The organism is Deltaproteobacteria bacterium IMCC39524 (assembly GCA_029667085.1).
Lineage (GTDB): Bacteria > Desulfobacterota > Desulfuromonadia > Desulfuromonadales > BM103 > M0040.
In genome coordinates this window covers 1,203,446-1,218,547 of sequence record JARUHJ010000001.1, presented here as the reverse complement: position 1 = coordinate 1,218,547, position 15,102 = coordinate 1,203,446, and the positions used below count along the sequence as shown (strand labels likewise).

Below are 15,102 nucleotides of genomic sequence, written 5' to 3'. Positions count from 1 at the left end.
ATGTCAAACATAATTCAACCTTTCGTTAGGAAGGGCCAATCATACTCTCACAGGACTAATTGTAAAGAATTTTAATCTTGAGGGAAAAACACTCCACGAACAGTTAATTTCTTAAAAGTCACGACTTGTGAGACGAAAAACGGCTTCTTGTTGATAGAGACATTTAGGAAGCTCTTTAATACACAAAACTATGGCCACCAGGATCTGTTTCTTGGTGGCCTTTTATCGTTTATCAGGGTCAGCAAGAATTTCGCATTTCAGCCAATCTGAGCAACCCCAAACAATGCAAGAGGATAAACAGTAAAGATTCTCTCGGAAAGATCAAGCTCCCCACAGCTTGAAATTCATGTTTTGCCTACAAATGTTATACTTACAAATGAACGGAGAGGTAAAGGGGCTGCTTATTCTAAGCTTAGCGGGGCTTTTCTTCTTCAATTAAGGAGTAAGTCATGACAGCGCAGCCAATATGTCGCACCACCTTTCTCTTTTTAATGTTTGCTTTCATTCTTGTAAACACACCCTTAGCACAGGAGCAAACCCCAGAGGTAGTTACCGTTTCTTCACATGCCCTTGATGGAAAAACTTACTTTGGTCAGAATGGTAGTAAAGGTAAGCCAGCAGACCACGACGATGAATTTATCTTTAAAGACGGTATGTTTAGATCTACGTCGTGCGACAAGTATGGGTTTACCGAGGGACGATATGAGACCACCGAAGCCGAAGGAATTATCTATTTCAAAGCGGCAACGGCAAGTCCATCTCATGGCCAAATGTTTTGGGAGGGGCAAATTGATGGAGACTCCCTTGAGGGAACCTTTGTTTGGACCAAGGAAAGGTGGTACTGGGATATTCGGAAAGATTACTGGTTCAAGGCGGCACTCAAGCAATAACCAAAAATCCCAACAGAGGCGAAACCTTTAAAGCTTCCAAAGGTTACTATGCCCGATTATGTTCACGAAATAGCGACTCCCTCTCGGTCGTCTCGTTGCATTAAACTTCTACTCCTCATTGTCCTCGTTGTCTTACTCAACTCTGGTGGCGGATGGCTGGCTCACCAGATAGATTTTCAGCTATATCCTCGACATGAGCCATATCTACATCTTTTCATCTTGGGGAGTTTTGGCCTTTACATTCTCTTGATGACTTTGCCATTTATGCCCGGCATCGAGATTGGCCTTACCCTCATGCTTTTTCTGGGCAGCAAAGGTGTAGTCCTTGTATATCTTTGTACGTTAATTGCCCTCTCAATCAGTTTTTTAATTGGGCAAAAAATCCCACTTCAAAAATTTGCTAAATTCCTTGACTGGTTACACTTGAAAAAAGCACGTGATTTAATTTTGGAGATGGAGGCTTTGTCTCCTGGCGAGAGGGTTACCACCCTACATAAAAAAGCCCCAGCCAAGATTGTTCCACACTTGTTGAATCATCGTTACTTAGCAATCGCAACCTTACTGAACTTACCCTGTAATGCTGTTATCGGTGGTGGTGGTGGAATTGGCCTCATCGTCGGCATGAGTGGACTCATTACTTATCCACGGTATCTGTTACTAATTGCTGTTGCTATCTCACCCGTCCCGATAGCAATTATCCTAAAAGGATCTATTTAGCGAAGCTAAAAAATTATGCTAATGACGACGTTCCCATAAGTAGCGACTTGCGAGATGAAATCGGATTTTTGTTGATAGAGGTATTCAGTAAGCTCTTTAATACACAAAACTATGGCCACCAGGGGACGCTCCTTGGTGGCCTTTCCTATGTTGTCGAACTTAACGAAAGGATATATGAGGAGTTGGGAAAAGTGATAAAATATAAATGGGTGAACAGCTACTTGTTTGCCTCCTGAATGACATTTCCCCGTAGACCTCTTCCCCCATCCTTTGGCTGCGGGGAATTTTTTATAATGCAGAGTTTTCAGCAATTCAGCATTTCGCCCAACTTCACAAGCTCAAAACATTGCGAAAGGACAAATAAGATTTACAGAGACATACCAACGTAGATTAAAAATAATTGTTTTGTAAAAACCTTTGTTTATCAATAGGGTACGGAAACATAACATGCCATCCCTGTCGTGAGGCAGGTTCGGAAAGCCACGGATCTCAATAGAGACTGCCGGGTTGCTTATCATTAGTGACCCGCCTTTATCAAATTTTCGGGTCTATCAATGCTTTGTAAATCTTCTAACAGCTGTGCCTTCTACAGAACCCATAGGTACAAATCCAACTCAAAACAGTATCGCTTGTTGGCTGAAAGCTATTGCGAAGGTGATCTTCAACCAAAGTGTCGACGTGTGCTATACGAGGCAGAATTTAGCAAAGAGCCTCCAGAAGACCTTGCACCGAACGGCTACCTTGTAGAAACTAACAAAAAGCTGAGGGTAGAAAACACCCGGAAGTTCAAACGTCACTCAGTCAAGAATGGTATCTGTTTGCTACAAACTCTTGATACCGCAAGAACCTTTAGCGCATGGGTTGTTGATGTAAGTGAAGGCGGAATACAGCTTCAGTTGAATGCCGACCCTGATGAGCTAAAAATAGGCCCAGGAAAAACCCAACTTAAAATTCTCGGTTGTTCTGCTCCAGATATTCCCATACCTATCACCAAGGACATCATCAAGTTGGTTTGGCAAAACAACCAATTTCTTGGATGTCGTTTTGCTGAGCCACTCCCTGCTCTATAGGTTCCTCTTGTCTTCCCACGCGATGTAATTGTTTGTGACCGTTGGCGCTTTAGCAGTTCTTATAAATCACGATTAACAGTAACTCTGTAGAGCCATTCAAATGAGTTATTATAAATCCTGTCGCAACTCTTTCTCGGATGTCCTTAGGATTTATAATACATAAAATTCAAGCAAATCCTTTTGTATTCGCCTTCGTCCGTACTAAGGATCTGAGTTGGAGCCTAACATAATGAATTCGCCAACGTTTACCCAAAGTTTAGCGAGTCCAGGAAGGGCGATATATTTGTGACAAATTTGTGCCACTAAGCTACAAATTGTTGCGACAGAAGGCCGGTTAATACCACAAGTCACAACAAAACGTCCTGAAGCTTACAAGGCTATAAAGTTTCGAAATAAGGTGTTTTTCTTTGTCTTGGCTTGTTGTGAATTGTCGCAGCTTGCGAGACACCAAGGGCCGACAGATGGGACTTAAAATCCCTCGGGAGTAATCCTGTACGAGTTCGATTCTCGTCCCGGGTACCATAACTTGAATAAGGGGTTGGCCGATTGGCTGACCCCTTGTTTTTTCTGTCTATGTTGGCTGATCATTTGCTTTGCATGCGATCAAGCCAAAAAAACAGGCTCCTTACCTCTTATTGCCGGACTGAAAATAAAAGAATTTTATATAAGAAACAATCTTGTTATATTCTAAATCGCTGCCCTGCTCAGCCTTTTATTCTTTTCTTCGCTAGTCGTTTTTGGAGCCTGAACAATATGGGTGTTACAGTTGTTATCCCGGCACGTTATGCTTCCACTCGGTTTCCTGGTAAACCGCTCGCTGATTTGTGCGGTAAGCCGATGATTCAGTGGGTCTATGAGCGTTCGTCACTTTGTGAGTCGGTCGGCAGGGTCATCGTTGCGACAGATGATAATCGCATTGCTCAAGCAGTGGAAGCCTTTGGTGGTAATGTTGTTATGACCCGCGCAGATCATCCGACTGGCACGGATCGTTTGGCTGAAGTTGCCCAAGGCCTCGATGACGATTTGATCGTCAACGTTCAGGGCGATGAACCCCTGATCGACCCGGCCATGATCCAGGCCGCCGTTGCACCTCTTCTGGCCGACAGTTCGATTCCCATGGGGACGCTGAAAACTCCACTGACGTCGGTCGAGGAGTTTCTTAATCCCAATGTTGTCAAGGTCGTCACCGACCAGCAAGGCTTTGCTCTGTATTTTTCCCGCGCGCCAATCCCCCATCCACGTGATTTCAATGACGATGTCGAACATCGTTGGCCTGAATTGGCAACAGCCAAGCACATCGGCCTTTATGTCTATCGTCGTGAGTTTCTTCTCGCTTATCCGCAGTTGAAGTCGACGCCTCTGGAAACACAGGAATGTCTTGAACAGTTACGTGCTCTTGAGCATGGCTACAGAATTCGTGTCGCAGAGACTGAGTTAGTGGGGCAGGGGGTTGACACCCCTGAAGATCTTGAGCGGGTGAAGATGTTATTGTCTTCTTAGAAGGTTAGATTATGTTTTCGGCAATAAGGGGTTTTCATTTCACCTGCGGAAGTGTAAAATCTCAGGCTTGTTTGTTTTTGTCAGTAAATCTGTTGATCGGTCAGGAGAATCCATGAAGACCAAGTTTATTTTTATCACCGGCGGCGTTGTTTCCTCTCTCGGCAAAGGGTTGGCAGCCGCATCTATCGGTGCTCTTATGGAAGCACGTGGCTTAAAAGTTTCCATGCAGAAGTTGGACCCCTATATCAACGTTGATCCGGGAACCATGAGCCCTTTTCAGCACGGTGAGGTTTTTGTCACTGATGATGGTGCTGAGACCGATCTGGACCTGGGCCATTATGAGCGCTACACCACCGCTAACCTGACCAAAAAATCCAACTTCACGACCGGTCAAGTCTATGATTCAGTTATTCGTAAAGAGCGCCGTGGCGATTATCTGGGTGGTACGGTTCAGGTCATCCCCCATATCACAAACGAGATCAAGAGCAAGATCCTGGAAAATTCCAAAGGCGTCGATCTGGCGCTTGTTGAGGTGGGCGGTACCGTTGGTGATATCGAATCCCTGCCTTTCCTGGAGGCCATTCGCCAGTTCCGCACCGATCTTGGCCCCGAGAATGTCATCTATATTCACCTGACCCTGGTTCCCTATATTCCGACTGCCGGCGAGTTGAAAACCAAGCCGACTCAACACAGCGTCAAGGAGTTGCGCCAGATCGGAATCCAACCGGATATCCTGCTCTGTCGTTGTGACCGTGAACTGCCTCGTGATATGAAGAGCAAGATCGCCCTGTTTTGTAATGTCCGCGAAGATGCTGTCATTACGGCCAGAGACGTGGGCACGATCTATGAAGTTCCACTGGCCTTTCATGAAGAGGGTCTGGACGAAAGAATTATTGAATCGCTCAATATCTGGACCAAGAAGCCTGACTTGAGCGGTTGGCAAAGAATCGTTACGCGCGTTAAGGAGCCTGCAGGCGTGACGACCATTGCGATTGTCGGTAAATATGTAGATCTGACCGAGAGCTACAAGTCGCTTGCCGAGGCTTTGACGCATGGCGGCATCGGCAATAACTGCCGGGTGCAGCTGCAGTATGTTGATTCAGAAGCTCTGGAGCGGCACGGTGTTGGCTCGACGTTCGATGATGTCGACGGTATCCTGGTCCCAGGTGGTTTCGGCGAACGTGGCAGCGAAGGGAAGATTGCTGCGATTACTCATGCCAGGGAAAACCAGATCCCCTTCTTTGGCATCTGCCTTGGTATGCAGATGGCCGTGGTAGAGTTTGCGCGTTCGGTCTGTAAAATCGAGGAAGCCTACTCCAGTGAATTCAAGGAAGACGCCAAGAACCCCGTCATTCACATCATGGAAGGGCAGAAGAAGGTCAAGGGTAAAGGCGGCACAATGCGTCTTGGCGCCTACCCCTGTTCTTTGCAGGAGAAGACTCTGGCACGCAGAATTTATGGCCAGAAAGATATCGGTGAGCGCCATCGTCATCGTTTCGAATTCAATAACGCCTACCGCGAAGCGCTGGAAAAATGCGGGCTGGTCCTTTCCGGAGTTTATACGGAAGAGAACCTCGTCGAGATTGTCGAGATTACGGATCACCCATGGTTCCTCGGTTGCCAATTTCATCCTGAATTTAAATCACGGCCAATGGCTCCTCACCCACTCTTCGAGTCTTTTGTTGGCGCATGTTTCAAGGCCAGCAAAGGTCAGGATGGTCAATGAGTAAAATACTTTCAGTGGGATCTGTAAAGATTGGTGGGGACAACCCTCTGGTGTTGATCGCTGGTCCTTGTGCCATAGAGAGCCTTGAGCATACCTTGAGCATGGCCAGGGCTTTACGCGAGATTGCCGAGCGTGTCGGTGTCAGCCTTGTTTTTAAGGCCTCATACGACAAGGCCAATCGAACCTCTGTTAAATCCTATCGCGGCCCCGGTCTCGTAGAGGGGCTGAAAATTCTGCAAGCGGTTAAGGAAGAGACCGGTCTGCCAGTCATCTCCGATGTTCATGATGTGACCCAGGTTAAAGCTGCGGCCGAAGTCCTTGATATCATGCAAATCCCGGCATTCCTCTCTCGCCAGACCGATTTGCTGGTCGCTGTGGGTGAGACTGGTCGTATAGTTAATATCAAGAAGGGCCAGTTCCAGGCTCCCTGGGATATGGAGAATGCTATTGGCAAGGTTCTCTCCACCGGTAACGATAAGATCCTGTTGACCGAGCGTGGCGCTTGTTTTGGCTATAATAACCTGGTGAGCGACATGCGCTCTCTGGTTATCATGCGCCAATTTGGCTATCCGGTGGTTTTTGATGCAACCCACTCTGTGCAGTTACCTGGTGGTGCCGGTTCCGCCTCTTCGGGCCAACGTGAATTTGTGGCGCCACTCTCACGTGCTGCCGTTGCTACGGGGATTGATGCTCTTTTCTGGGAAGTTCATGACAACCCCGAAAAGGCTCTATGCGACGGTCCGAACAGCCTGTCCCTTGGCTCTGTTGAGTCCTTGTTGCGTACTATGTTGTCTCTTGATGAAATCGTCAGGTCATAAATGAATAAATATGCAGAAATTATTGAGGCGGCCCGCAAGGTCGTTCAGATAGAGGCCGATGCGGTCGAAGCTTTGGCTGCCCGTCTGGATGATCGCTTTGCGCGGGCGGTAGAAATGATCCTTGCCTGTACCGGCCGCGTCGTCGTAACCGGCATGGGTAAGTCCGGTTTGATCTGCCAAAAAATGGCCGCGACCATGGCTTCGACAGGGACTCCCGCTATTTTCCTGCATCCCGCCGAAGGTGTCCATGGCGATTTGGGGATGTTGATGAAAGGTGATGTTGTTGTTGCCGTTTCCAACTCCGGTGAGACCGAGGAAATTACCCGTATTTTACCGATTATCAAGCGTATGGGGCTCCCTCTGGTGGCAATGGCTGGTAACTCTGCCAGCACCTTGGCCCGAGCTGGAGATGTCTTTCTGGATATTTCCATTAAGGAAGAAGCCTGCCCCCTGCAGCTGGCGCCAACAGCGAGTACGACGGTCACCCTGGTTATGGGGGATGCCCTTGCTGTTGCTTTGCTCTTGCAACGTGGTTTCCGGGAAGAAGATTTTGCTCTTTTTCACCCTGGCGGTGCGCTGGGAAAGCGTTTGCTCTTGCGAGTCGAAGATCTGATGCATGTCGACGACTCTGTACCGACAGTTCTCGCCGGTACTCCTTTGAAGGATGCACTCTACGTCATCTCCAGTAAAAAACTGGGGATTACTGGTGTTGTCGATGAACAGGGCGACCTGCTTGGAGTCTTCACAGATGGTGACCTGAGACGTAAGATAGAGCAGGGCATAGAAGTCCTTAACCGCCCCATTTGTGAACTTATGGGTGGCAAGCCAAAGCGTATTTTGCGTACGAATCTGGCGGCCAAGGCGTTGCAACTTATGGAAGAACACAAGATTACATCACTCTTTGTTTTTGAGTCGGATGAAGAACAGAAGCCGGTCGGTATTATTCACTTGCATGACTTGCTCAAGGCCGGAGTGATCTGATGGTTTCAGACTTTGCCACAATCAAACTGCTGCTTCTCGACGTTGATGGCGTCATGACCGACGGACGTATCACCTATGATAATAACGGTGGTGAATTGAAGTCTTTTGATGTCAAGGATGGCCACGGTCTTAAACTCTTGCAAAGAGCGGGTATCGAGATTGGCATCATTACCGGCCGCCAGTCGGCGGTCGTAGCCCGCAGGGCGGCAGAACTTGGCATTGAACTGGTTTATCAAGGTGTGAAAGACAAGCTCGTTCCTTTCCATGAAATTCTCGAAAAGCTTAGAATTTCACCTGAAGAAGTTGCTTATGTCGGCGATGATGTCGTTGACCTGCCGGTTATGAGGCGGGTCGGTTTTGCAGTCACTGTTGCCGATGCTGTTGAAGACGTGAAGCCTTTTGCTGACCTTGTCACGACTCGTGACGGGGGGCGGGGGGCGGTCCGGGAAGTCTGTGATTTCCTTCTCAAGAAATCAGGCCGCTGGGCAGCTGTAGCCAATCGTTATTTCGAAGATTAATCTCCTATACAATTCTCATGCCAAATCGTCATATTGCGCTTTACAGTCAATATCCTCAAGTGTATACTCGTAGTCGCCCATGAGCTATCTAAAGCCCCGTAATTTTCTGCTCGTTCTGGCCCTGATTATGGCCCTGGCGCTGCTGGTCCTGATCTCCATGCGCTACAGTCCTGAAAGCCAGTTGGAAGCAGTTGTAAATTCTTTACCCAAGGGCATCGACGTGGCTCTGGAGGATATTGACTACACTCATATTGAGGATGGCAAGCCGCGCTGGAGGCTGGTGTCTAGCCAGGTGGAACGAAAGGCGGATTCAGGCATCCTGGGGCTTGCTGAGCCAGAATTGAAATTTTTTGATGAACAGGGAGAGCCTGCAGGCTCCCTTCGTGCGGTTCAGGGTGAACTCAGCAGTGATTATCAAGCTGTTAAGCTGCGAGGTGATGTTTTCTTGCAGCACATCGGTGGCTATACGCTTCAGACAGAAAGTCTGGATTACGATCATGCTACACAAAAAATGACAACCGATGCAGATGTTCTTATGGTCGCCGACGGCATGCACCTTGAAGGTAAAGGGATGACTGCTTATCTGCAAGAGAAGCGTTTACAGTTGCACGCCGATGTTAAAGGCTTTCTCGATCCGGACAAAATAAATTGACCATGACTATGAACAAAATCGTTTTTATCTTTATCTTCCTGATGCTTCCCTTGTCCGCTCCGGCCGCCCCAGAGTTTTCGTCCGAAAATCGAGGTCCGGTTGAAGTAACATCCGATCGCCTTGAAGTTGACGATTTGGCTCAAACACTTGTTTTTATTGGTAACGCCGTTGCCACACAGGATGATGTTACGATTCACGGTAACCGTTTGACGGTAAAGTACACGGGTGAAAAACGTGAGATCGCGCAAGTTGTTGCCGAGGGGTCTGTTCGTATCCTTCAAGGGACCCGGGTTGCTGTTGGCGAGCGAGCCGTTCTGTATCACCTTGAAGAGCGCATTGTTCTGACCGGGTCTCCAGAGGTTCGTGACGGTGATAATTTTGTCAAGGGCCAGGAGATTACGGTTTATTTGAATGACAAGCGAAGTGTTGTTACTGGTGGTGCCGGCGGTCGGGTGAAGGCATTTTTTTCTCCCAAAACGGAGGAAAAACCTTGAATCACCTGTTGGCTGCACGCGGCTTGTCAAAAAGTTATAAAGACAGGCAGGTGGTTTCATCTGTTGACCTGGATTTGAAGTCCGGGGAAGTCGTTGGTTTGCTGGGTCCGAATGGCGCCGGGAAAACCACCTCTTTTTACATGGTCGTAGGCCTGGTTCGCCCTGAACAGGGTGAGGTTTTCCTTGATGATGAGAACTTAACCTCACTGCCTATGCACCAGAGGGCACGAATGGGGATTTCCTACCTGCCCCAGGAAGCGTCGGTTTTTCGCAAGCTGACCGTTGCTCAGAATCTTATGGCGATTCTTGAAACAACAGGAAAGTCAGTACAGGAACAGACCGAGCGCAGAGACCAGTTGCTGGAGGATTTCCGCCTGACGCATGTGGAAAAATCTTACGGTTATGCACTCTCCGGCGGTGAGAGACGTCGCGTGGAGATTGCCCGGGCCCTGGTGCTGGACCCGAGATTTATATTGTTGGACGAGCCTTTCGCGGGTATTGATCCGCTTGCAGTTTTGGACATCCAGGAAATTATTACTGAATTGAAGAAACGCCAGATCGGAGTCCTGATCTCCGATCATAACGTTCGCGAGACACTTGGTGTTTGTGATCGTGCCTATATACTTAATGATGGTAAAGTGTTGGAGCACGGCACGCCTGATCAGATCGCACAGAGTCCTAAAGCCCGGGCGATTTACCTGGGTGAGACGTTTCGGCTTTAACACGGGGAAAAGAGATAATAAGCTTTTTGCTTGTGTAGAGACTTGACCTGAGGATGCTGTTTTCCATTATGATGGTGATATGGCTTTAGAAATAAGACAACAACTTAAGCTCAGTCAGCAACTGGTTATGACACCACAGCTGCAACAGGCGATCAAGCTGTTGCAATTGTCGCGCATGGAACTGATGGATGTGGTGCGCGAAGAGCTTGAAGAGAACCCTGTTCTTGAGGAAGGCCAGGAAACTCCGGATGAGAAGACTCCAGGTGAGGAAGAACAAGCCGCTGCTGAGGCACAGTCGCAGGAAACCACCCAGGAAGCAGAGGGTGAAGGCGACGGCATGGCGGATATTGACTGGAAGACTTATCTGGAAAGTTACAGCCTTGGCGGAACGACTGCAGACAGTTATGAAGACGATGATGATCGTCCTTCCTATGAGAACCTCCTGACCAAGAAAACTTCGCTTGCCGATCACCTTATGTGGCAGCTTAACCTCTCCCGCCTGGAAAACCTGGAACGCGCCATTGCCGGTGAGATTATCGGTAACCTGGATAATGATGGTTACCTCCATGTCTCGGTCGAGGAGCTGGCAGAGCATGCAGCCTGCGCAACAGAAGTGGTCGAAAGGGCTCTCTCCGCGGTCCAGGATTTCGATCCTCCCGGCGTGGCCAGTCGTAATCTGCAGGAATGTCTGCTCAAGCAGATTGATCTGCTTGATATGTCAGAAGACCTCGTCGGAGTTATCCTGAGTGATCATCTGGAAGAATTGGAAAATCGGCGCTATCAGGTTATCGCCAGGAGTCTCCAGGTGCCCCTGGAGGATGTGTTTGGTGCCGCCAAGTTTATCAGCAGTCTCGATCCTCGACCGGGCAGTCAGTATGGTCAGGACGATGTCCACTATATCGTTCCGGATATCTTCGTCTACAAAATCAGTGATGAGTTTGTTGTTGTCCTGAATGATGAAGGGCTGCCCAACCTTCGCATTAACTCCTTTTACCGTAACGCGCTCTCCGGTTCAGCTCAGCTTGATGCAAAAGCCGGTGAATATATTCAAGAGAAACTGCGCGGCGCGCTCTGGCTGATCAAGAGCATCCATCAGCGACAAAGGACGATCTTCCGTGTCACCAAGAGTATCGTCAAATTCCAGCGTGAATTTTTTGAGCGCGGTGTTGATCACCTTAAACCACTGGTCTTAAGAGATGTTGCTGAAGATATCGAAATGCACGAGTCTACGGTAAGCCGTGTTACGACCAATAAGTACGTGCAGACACCACAGGGCCTGTTTGAACTTAAATACTTTTTTAACAGCGGTATCAATACGACCGGAGGTGATTCGGTTGCTTCGGAAAGTGTGAAGAGCAAGATCAAGGAACTCATTGCCGAAGAGAATACCCGCAAGCCTTATTCAGACCAGAAGATTGTTGATCTCCTGCGCGATCAAGGGATCGATATTGCACGCCGGACGGTGACCAAGTATCGTGAGATGCTGGGTGTTGGTTCGTCGACACAAAGAAAGAGACTCTTTTAACCCTGTCTAATTCCCGAAGTGGGCCTCTTAATCCAAGCTTTGGGATGGTTTTCTGCAAACCAGCAGGTATAATTGTTGATACATGGTCTTGTTGATAACCTTTAACCAGGAGGTTCGAAATTATGCGCATAAATGTGACCTTTCGACATATGGAAACGAGTGAGCCCGTACGTAATTATGTTGAAGAGAAGCTAGCAAAGGTCAAGAAATATATTGATGAACCTGTTGATGCGCAGGTTGTCCTCTCAGTAGAGAAAAAAATCCGACACAAAGCGGAAGTTTCTCTCGGCGCCAAAGGGATTACAATCAAGGCCTCCGAAGAAACGCCGGACATGTATGCAGCGATTGACGGTGTTTTGGATAAGCTGGATCGTCAGTTGAAACGTTACAAGGATAAGATCAAGAAGCACAAGCCGCTCAGTGGACGGGAGCGGCGCGTGGAGAAGACAATTTTCACCGCAGAGAGTATCGATGAGGGTCACGACGAGCCGAGTATCATTAAATCGGACAGTTTTCATGTGAAGCCGATGTCCGTTGACGAAGCAGTCATGCAGATGGATCTGCTTGATAAGGAGTTTCTGGTTTTCACAGATTCGTCTTCAGATGAGATTAATGTTGTGTATCGTCGCAAAGATGGTAATTATGGCTTGATTGTCCCTCAGTCCTAGGGCATTCTCTACAGCAGGCGGCAATCTGTCGCCTGCTGTTGTATTTTCTAACACTTTGACTAATCAGGTTAATCGTGAAATGAAGATTTCGGAGTTGCTTGATCCTGCGGCGATCGTCGCAGATTTAAACGGAACGGGTAAGAAAGACGTTTTGGCAGAGTTGACAGATGCTCTGTTGAAGGCTGACTCAAGTCTCGTCCGTGATGATGTTCTGAAAGTCCTGATGGAGCGGGAACGTCTCGGCTCAACGGGGATTGGAGATGGTGTCGCAATCCCTCACGGCAAGTTGAAGGATATTGACCGCCTCCTGATCTCCTTTGGCTTGAGTCGTCAGGGGGTCGATTTTGATTCCATGGATGGTAAGCCTGCGCACCTTTTCTTCCTTCTGGTTGCTCCAGAAGAGTCTGTTGGCGTTCATCTGAAGACTCTGGCGCGCATTTCAAAGTTGCTGAAGAGCACTGCAGTGCGCGAGCGCCTGCAGTCAGCTGTTGACAGCTCTGAGATTCACAAGATTATTGCTGAAGAGGAAGAACAACTCTAAACGGTTGAATTGATGCCCCGTCTGAGTATCTCAGAATTGCTGTCAGAGACGGAGGCCGGGCTTGATCTGGAGTTGTTAGCCGGAGAGCGTGGCCTGAGCCGTTTTGTTCAGGTCCCCAGAATTCAGAAACCCGGACTGGCCCTGGCGGGTTATACCAAAAATCTTCATCCCGACCGTATCCAGGTTCTTGGCGCCACAGAACTTAGCTACCTGTCAGAACTGACACAACATGATTCAGAAAAGGCAGAGGAACACATCGCACAGCTCTGTGCTCTGAATATCTGCTGTTTTATCATCACAAAAGATTTGGCCCCCCCTGAAAACCTCCTGCGCGAAGTTGAAAGCCACAATATTCCACTACTGCGCAGTCATCATCAAAGTTCAACCTTTATCTCCCTGCTGACCCAGTACCTTGAAGAGCGCTTGCTTGCCCAAACCAGTGTGCATGGAGTCCTTGTCGATGTGCTGGGCATCGGTGTCCTTCTCCTGGGAAAGAGCGGTATCGGCAAGAGTGAATGTGCTCTTGATCTGGTGATTCGTGGTCATCGCCTCGTTTCAGATGATGTGGTGAAGGTCCGCTTGAAATTGCCTGCTGTCCTCTTTGGTGAAGGCAACGATCTGCTGCATTATCATATGGAAGTTCGCGGCCTTGGTATCATCAATATCAAGCATCTGTTCGGCGTTGCCGCAATTCGTGAACGCAAGAAGATTGATCTCGTTATCGAGCTTGTCGAATGGCAGGATGGTCATGAATATGATCGTCTCGGCCTGGAACAAAGCACTTATGAGCTGCTCGGAGTGAAGTTGCCTTTGCAAATCCTCCCGGTTCGCCAAGGCCGCAATATCACGACCCTGGTTGAGGTCGCTGCCCGCAACCAGTTGCTCAAGGAGATGGGCTATCACAGCGCCGTTGAGTTCGAAGAACGACTGGAACAACGTATGGCTGAAACGGCCCGCATCCACGCTCAATCAATTATTGGGGATAACCTCGAATGAAGCGTCAACTGGTTGTGATCACCGGCCTGTCCGGCTCTGGTAAAAGTACCGGCGCAAGGGCTCTCGAAGATGCCGGTTTTTTTGTCATTGATAACCTCCCTCTTGTCATGCTCCCGGATTTCCTCTCTTTGACGGATCATGGCTATGAAAAAGTTGCCACCGTCGTTGATGCCAGAAGTTGCGATTTCCTGGGTGACTGCAATGATGTCTTGAACCGTATCAAGGCTGAGGGCCACGAGGTTGAGGTACTTTTTTTTGAAGCCACCGATCATGATCTGGTGAAGCGTTTTTCCGAGACCCGTCGCCGCCATCCCCTGGTTCAGAAGGAAGGGATTCTTTCTGCCATCAACAGAGAGCGTGAAATTATGTCAGAGCTTCGCAGCCTGGCGACGATTATTCTCGACTCTTCGGGGTTGACGGTTCACCAATTGCGACAAAGGGTTTTGGCGGCGGTTCTTGGTTGTGAAGATCATGAAGGTCAGTTGAGCCTACAGGTGCAGTCCTTTGGTTTTCGCAATGGCCTGCCCCTGGGCGCTGATCTTGTTTTTGATGTACGTTTTCTCGACAATCCCCATTTTGTTGAAGAGCTGCGTCCCAAGACCGGACTGGACGCTGATGTGAGTGACTATGTCTTGAGTCAGTCAGACTACAAGACTTTTCTCGTCAAATTAAAGGATTTGCTTTTTTTCCTTCTGCCTCGTTATAGACAGGAAGGAAAGACCTGCTTGACAATTGCTATTGGATGCACCGGCGGCCGTCACCGAAGTGTCGCTATCGCAGAAGACCTTGGTCCCTACCTGCTCGGAACCGGTTGTAATGTGCAGGTAAATCATAGAGACGTCGGTAAGGGTGAATCATGATCGGTTTGGTTGTTGCGACTCACGGTAATCTTGGCGCGGAACTGCTGGCTTCTGCGCAGATGATTATAGGTCCGGTCCTGAATGCCCGCTCTGTGAGTATCAACCAGGAGAACTCGATGGAAGATATCCGCGATGCCATCGATAAGGCAGTTAAAGAGGTTACCTCGGATGAGGCCGGAGTTATCATTGTTACGGATATGTTTGGCGGCACGCCTGCCAATGTCAGCATGACCTTTCTTGAGCCTCAGTCCGTGGAGGTCCTGACCGGTGCCAACCTGCCAATGTTACTGAAATTCTTTAACAGTCAGGAGAACCTCGGCCTGGATGAGTTAGCGGGGATCCTCAAGTCATATAGTCAGCAGAGTATCGTTTTGGCCAGTGAGTATTTGAAAAGGTAGCTGTCTGTTGAACAGGTGATCGGACA

General features: G+C 48.6%; 17 protein-coding genes and 1 riboswitch. All 17 genes read left to right on the top strand.

Translation table 11 applies throughout. The features are described from left to right. The first annotated feature begins 449 nt into the window (after positions 1 to 449). The gene (locus tag P9J64_05650) at positions 450 to 890 is read left to right on the top strand and encodes a hypothetical protein (GenBank protein ID MDG5467808.1); all 441 of its coding nucleotides are present in this window, start codon (positions 450 to 452) and stop codon (positions 888 to 890) included. A gap of 264 nt (positions 891 to 1,154) precedes the next feature. Beyond that, positions 1,155 to 1,607 carry a hypothetical protein gene (locus P9J64_05645; GenBank protein MDG5467807.1) on the top strand — a complete coding sequence of 151 codons (453 nt, stop codon included), beginning with the start codon at positions 1,155 to 1,157 and terminating at the stop codon, positions 1,605 to 1,607. Between the two features lie 439 nt (positions 1,608 to 2,046). Next, positions 2,047 to 2,122: riboswitch (cyclic di-GMP riboswitch) on the top strand. Between the two features lie 114 nt (positions 2,123 to 2,236). Next, on the top strand, positions 2,237 to 2,677 hold the full coding sequence (locus P9J64_05640) for a hypothetical protein (GenBank protein ID MDG5467806.1): 441 nt from the start codon (positions 2,237 to 2,239) through the stop codon (positions 2,675 to 2,677). Positions 2,678 to 3,430: 753 nt separating this feature from the next. After that, complete coding sequence (gene kdsB, locus P9J64_05635) at positions 3,431 to 4,177, top strand: 3-deoxy-manno-octulosonate cytidylyltransferase (GenBank protein MDG5467805.1); 747 nt, start codon at positions 3,431 to 3,433, stop codon at positions 4,175 to 4,177. Between the two features lie 112 nt (positions 4,178 to 4,289). Beyond that, positions 4,290 to 5,903, top strand: coding sequence for a CTP synthase (locus P9J64_05630; GenBank protein ID MDG5467804.1), 1,614 nt, complete (start codon positions 4,290 to 4,292; stop codon positions 5,901 to 5,903). Beyond that, complete coding sequence (gene kdsA, locus P9J64_05625) at positions 5,900 to 6,721, top strand: 3-deoxy-8-phosphooctulonate synthase (protein MDG5467803.1); 822 nt, start codon at positions 5,900 to 5,902, stop codon at positions 6,719 to 6,721. Before P9J64_05630 ends, kdsA begins: the two co-directional genes overlap by 4 nt. Then, entirely contained in the window at positions 6,722 to 7,702 is a 981-nt protein-coding gene (locus tag P9J64_05620) for a KpsF/GutQ family sugar-phosphate isomerase (protein ID MDG5467802.1), read from the top strand. Next, positions 7,702 to 8,220: a 3-deoxy-manno-octulosonate-8-phosphatase KdsC gene (kdsC, locus tag P9J64_05615; protein MDG5467801.1), complete on the top strand. Its 519-nt coding sequence runs from the start codon at positions 7,702 to 7,704 to the stop codon at positions 8,218 to 8,220. Before P9J64_05620 ends, kdsC begins: the two co-directional genes overlap by 1 nt. Before the next feature lie 79 nt (positions 8,221 to 8,299). Beyond that, entirely contained in the window at positions 8,300 to 8,872 is a 573-nt protein-coding gene (gene lptC / locus P9J64_05610; protein MDG5467800.1) for an LPS export ABC transporter periplasmic protein LptC, read from the top strand. Between the two features lie 2 nt (positions 8,873 to 8,874). Continuing rightward, positions 8,875 to 9,366 carry a lipopolysaccharide transport periplasmic protein LptA gene (gene lptA / locus P9J64_05605; GenBank protein MDG5467799.1) on the top strand — a complete coding sequence of 164 codons (492 nt, stop codon included), beginning with the start codon at positions 8,875 to 8,877 and terminating at the stop codon, positions 9,364 to 9,366. Beyond that, entirely contained in the window at positions 9,363 to 10,088 is a 726-nt protein-coding gene (gene lptB / locus P9J64_05600) for an LPS export ABC transporter ATP-binding protein (GenBank protein MDG5467798.1), read from the top strand. The genes lptA and lptB overlap by 4 nt, the downstream gene beginning before the upstream one ends. Positions 10,089 to 10,167: 79 nt before the next feature. Then, positions 10,168 to 11,613, top strand: coding sequence for an RNA polymerase factor sigma-54 (gene rpoN, locus P9J64_05595; protein ID MDG5467797.1), 1,446 nt, complete (start codon positions 10,168 to 10,170; stop codon positions 11,611 to 11,613). 122 nt (positions 11,614 to 11,735) lie between these two features. After that, a complete protein-coding gene (gene raiA / locus P9J64_05590) occupies positions 11,736 to 12,281 on the top strand; it encodes a ribosome-associated translation inhibitor RaiA (GenBank protein ID MDG5467796.1) in 546 nt (181 codons plus the stop codon). Between the two features lie 79 nt (positions 12,282 to 12,360). After that, the gene (locus tag P9J64_05585; protein MDG5467795.1) at positions 12,361 to 12,822 is read left to right on the top strand and encodes a PTS sugar transporter subunit IIA; all 462 of its coding nucleotides are present in this window, start codon (positions 12,361 to 12,363) and stop codon (positions 12,820 to 12,822) included. A 12-nt stretch (positions 12,823 to 12,834) separates the two neighbouring features. Continuing rightward, on the top strand, positions 12,835 to 13,818 hold the full coding sequence (gene hprK / locus P9J64_05580; GenBank protein MDG5467794.1) for an HPr(Ser) kinase/phosphatase: 984 nt from the start codon (positions 12,835 to 12,837) through the stop codon (positions 13,816 to 13,818). Next, complete coding sequence (rapZ, locus tag P9J64_05575) at positions 13,815 to 14,678, top strand: RNase adapter RapZ (GenBank protein ID MDG5467793.1); 864 nt, start codon at positions 13,815 to 13,817, stop codon at positions 14,676 to 14,678. The genes hprK and rapZ overlap by 4 nt, the downstream gene beginning before the upstream one ends. Next, entirely contained in the window at positions 14,675 to 15,076 is a 402-nt protein-coding gene (locus P9J64_05570; GenBank protein MDG5467792.1) for a PTS sugar transporter, read from the top strand. Before rapZ ends, P9J64_05570 begins: the two co-directional genes overlap by 4 nt. Positions 15,077 to 15,102: the final 26 nt, after the last annotated feature.

Coding starts and splice junctions, on each gene's coding strand:
- kdsC (MDG5467801.1), top strand. CDS start 7,702: ATGGTTTCAGACTTTGCCACAATCAAACTGCTGCTTCTCGACGTTGAT.
- kdsB (MDG5467805.1), top strand. CDS start 3,431: ATGGGTGTTACAGTTGTTATCCCGGCACGTTATGCTTCCACTCGGTTT.
- P9J64_05630 (MDG5467804.1), top strand. CDS start 4,290: ATGAAGACCAAGTTTATTTTTATCACCGGCGGCGTTGTTTCCTCTCTC.
- kdsA (MDG5467803.1), top strand. CDS start 5,900: ATGAGTAAAATACTTTCAGTGGGATCTGTAAAGATTGGTGGGGACAAC.
- P9J64_05570 (MDG5467792.1), top strand. CDS start 14,675: ATGATCGGTTTGGTTGTTGCGACTCACGGTAATCTTGGCGCGGAACTG.
- rpoN (MDG5467797.1), top strand. CDS start 10,168: ATGGCTTTAGAAATAAGACAACAACTTAAGCTCAGTCAGCAACTGGTT.
- raiA (MDG5467796.1), top strand. CDS start 11,736: ATGCGCATAAATGTGACCTTTCGACATATGGAAACGAGTGAGCCCGTA.
- rapZ (MDG5467793.1), top strand. CDS start 13,815: ATGAAGCGTCAACTGGTTGTGATCACCGGCCTGTCCGGCTCTGGTAAA.
- hprK (MDG5467794.1), top strand. CDS start 12,835: ATGCCCCGTCTGAGTATCTCAGAATTGCTGTCAGAGACGGAGGCCGGG.
- P9J64_05585 (MDG5467795.1), top strand. CDS start 12,361: ATGAAGATTTCGGAGTTGCTTGATCCTGCGGCGATCGTCGCAGATTTA.
- P9J64_05650 (MDG5467808.1), top strand. CDS start 450: ATGACAGCGCAGCCAATATGTCGCACCACCTTTCTCTTTTTAATGTTT.
- P9J64_05620 (MDG5467802.1), top strand. CDS start 6,722: ATGAATAAATATGCAGAAATTATTGAGGCGGCCCGCAAGGTCGTTCAG.
- lptA (MDG5467799.1), top strand. CDS start 8,875: ATGACTATGAACAAAATCGTTTTTATCTTTATCTTCCTGATGCTTCCC.
- P9J64_05645 (MDG5467807.1), top strand. CDS start 1,155: ATGCCCGGCATCGAGATTGGCCTTACCCTCATGCTTTTTCTGGGCAGC.
- lptC (MDG5467800.1), top strand. CDS start 8,300: ATGAGCTATCTAAAGCCCCGTAATTTTCTGCTCGTTCTGGCCCTGATT.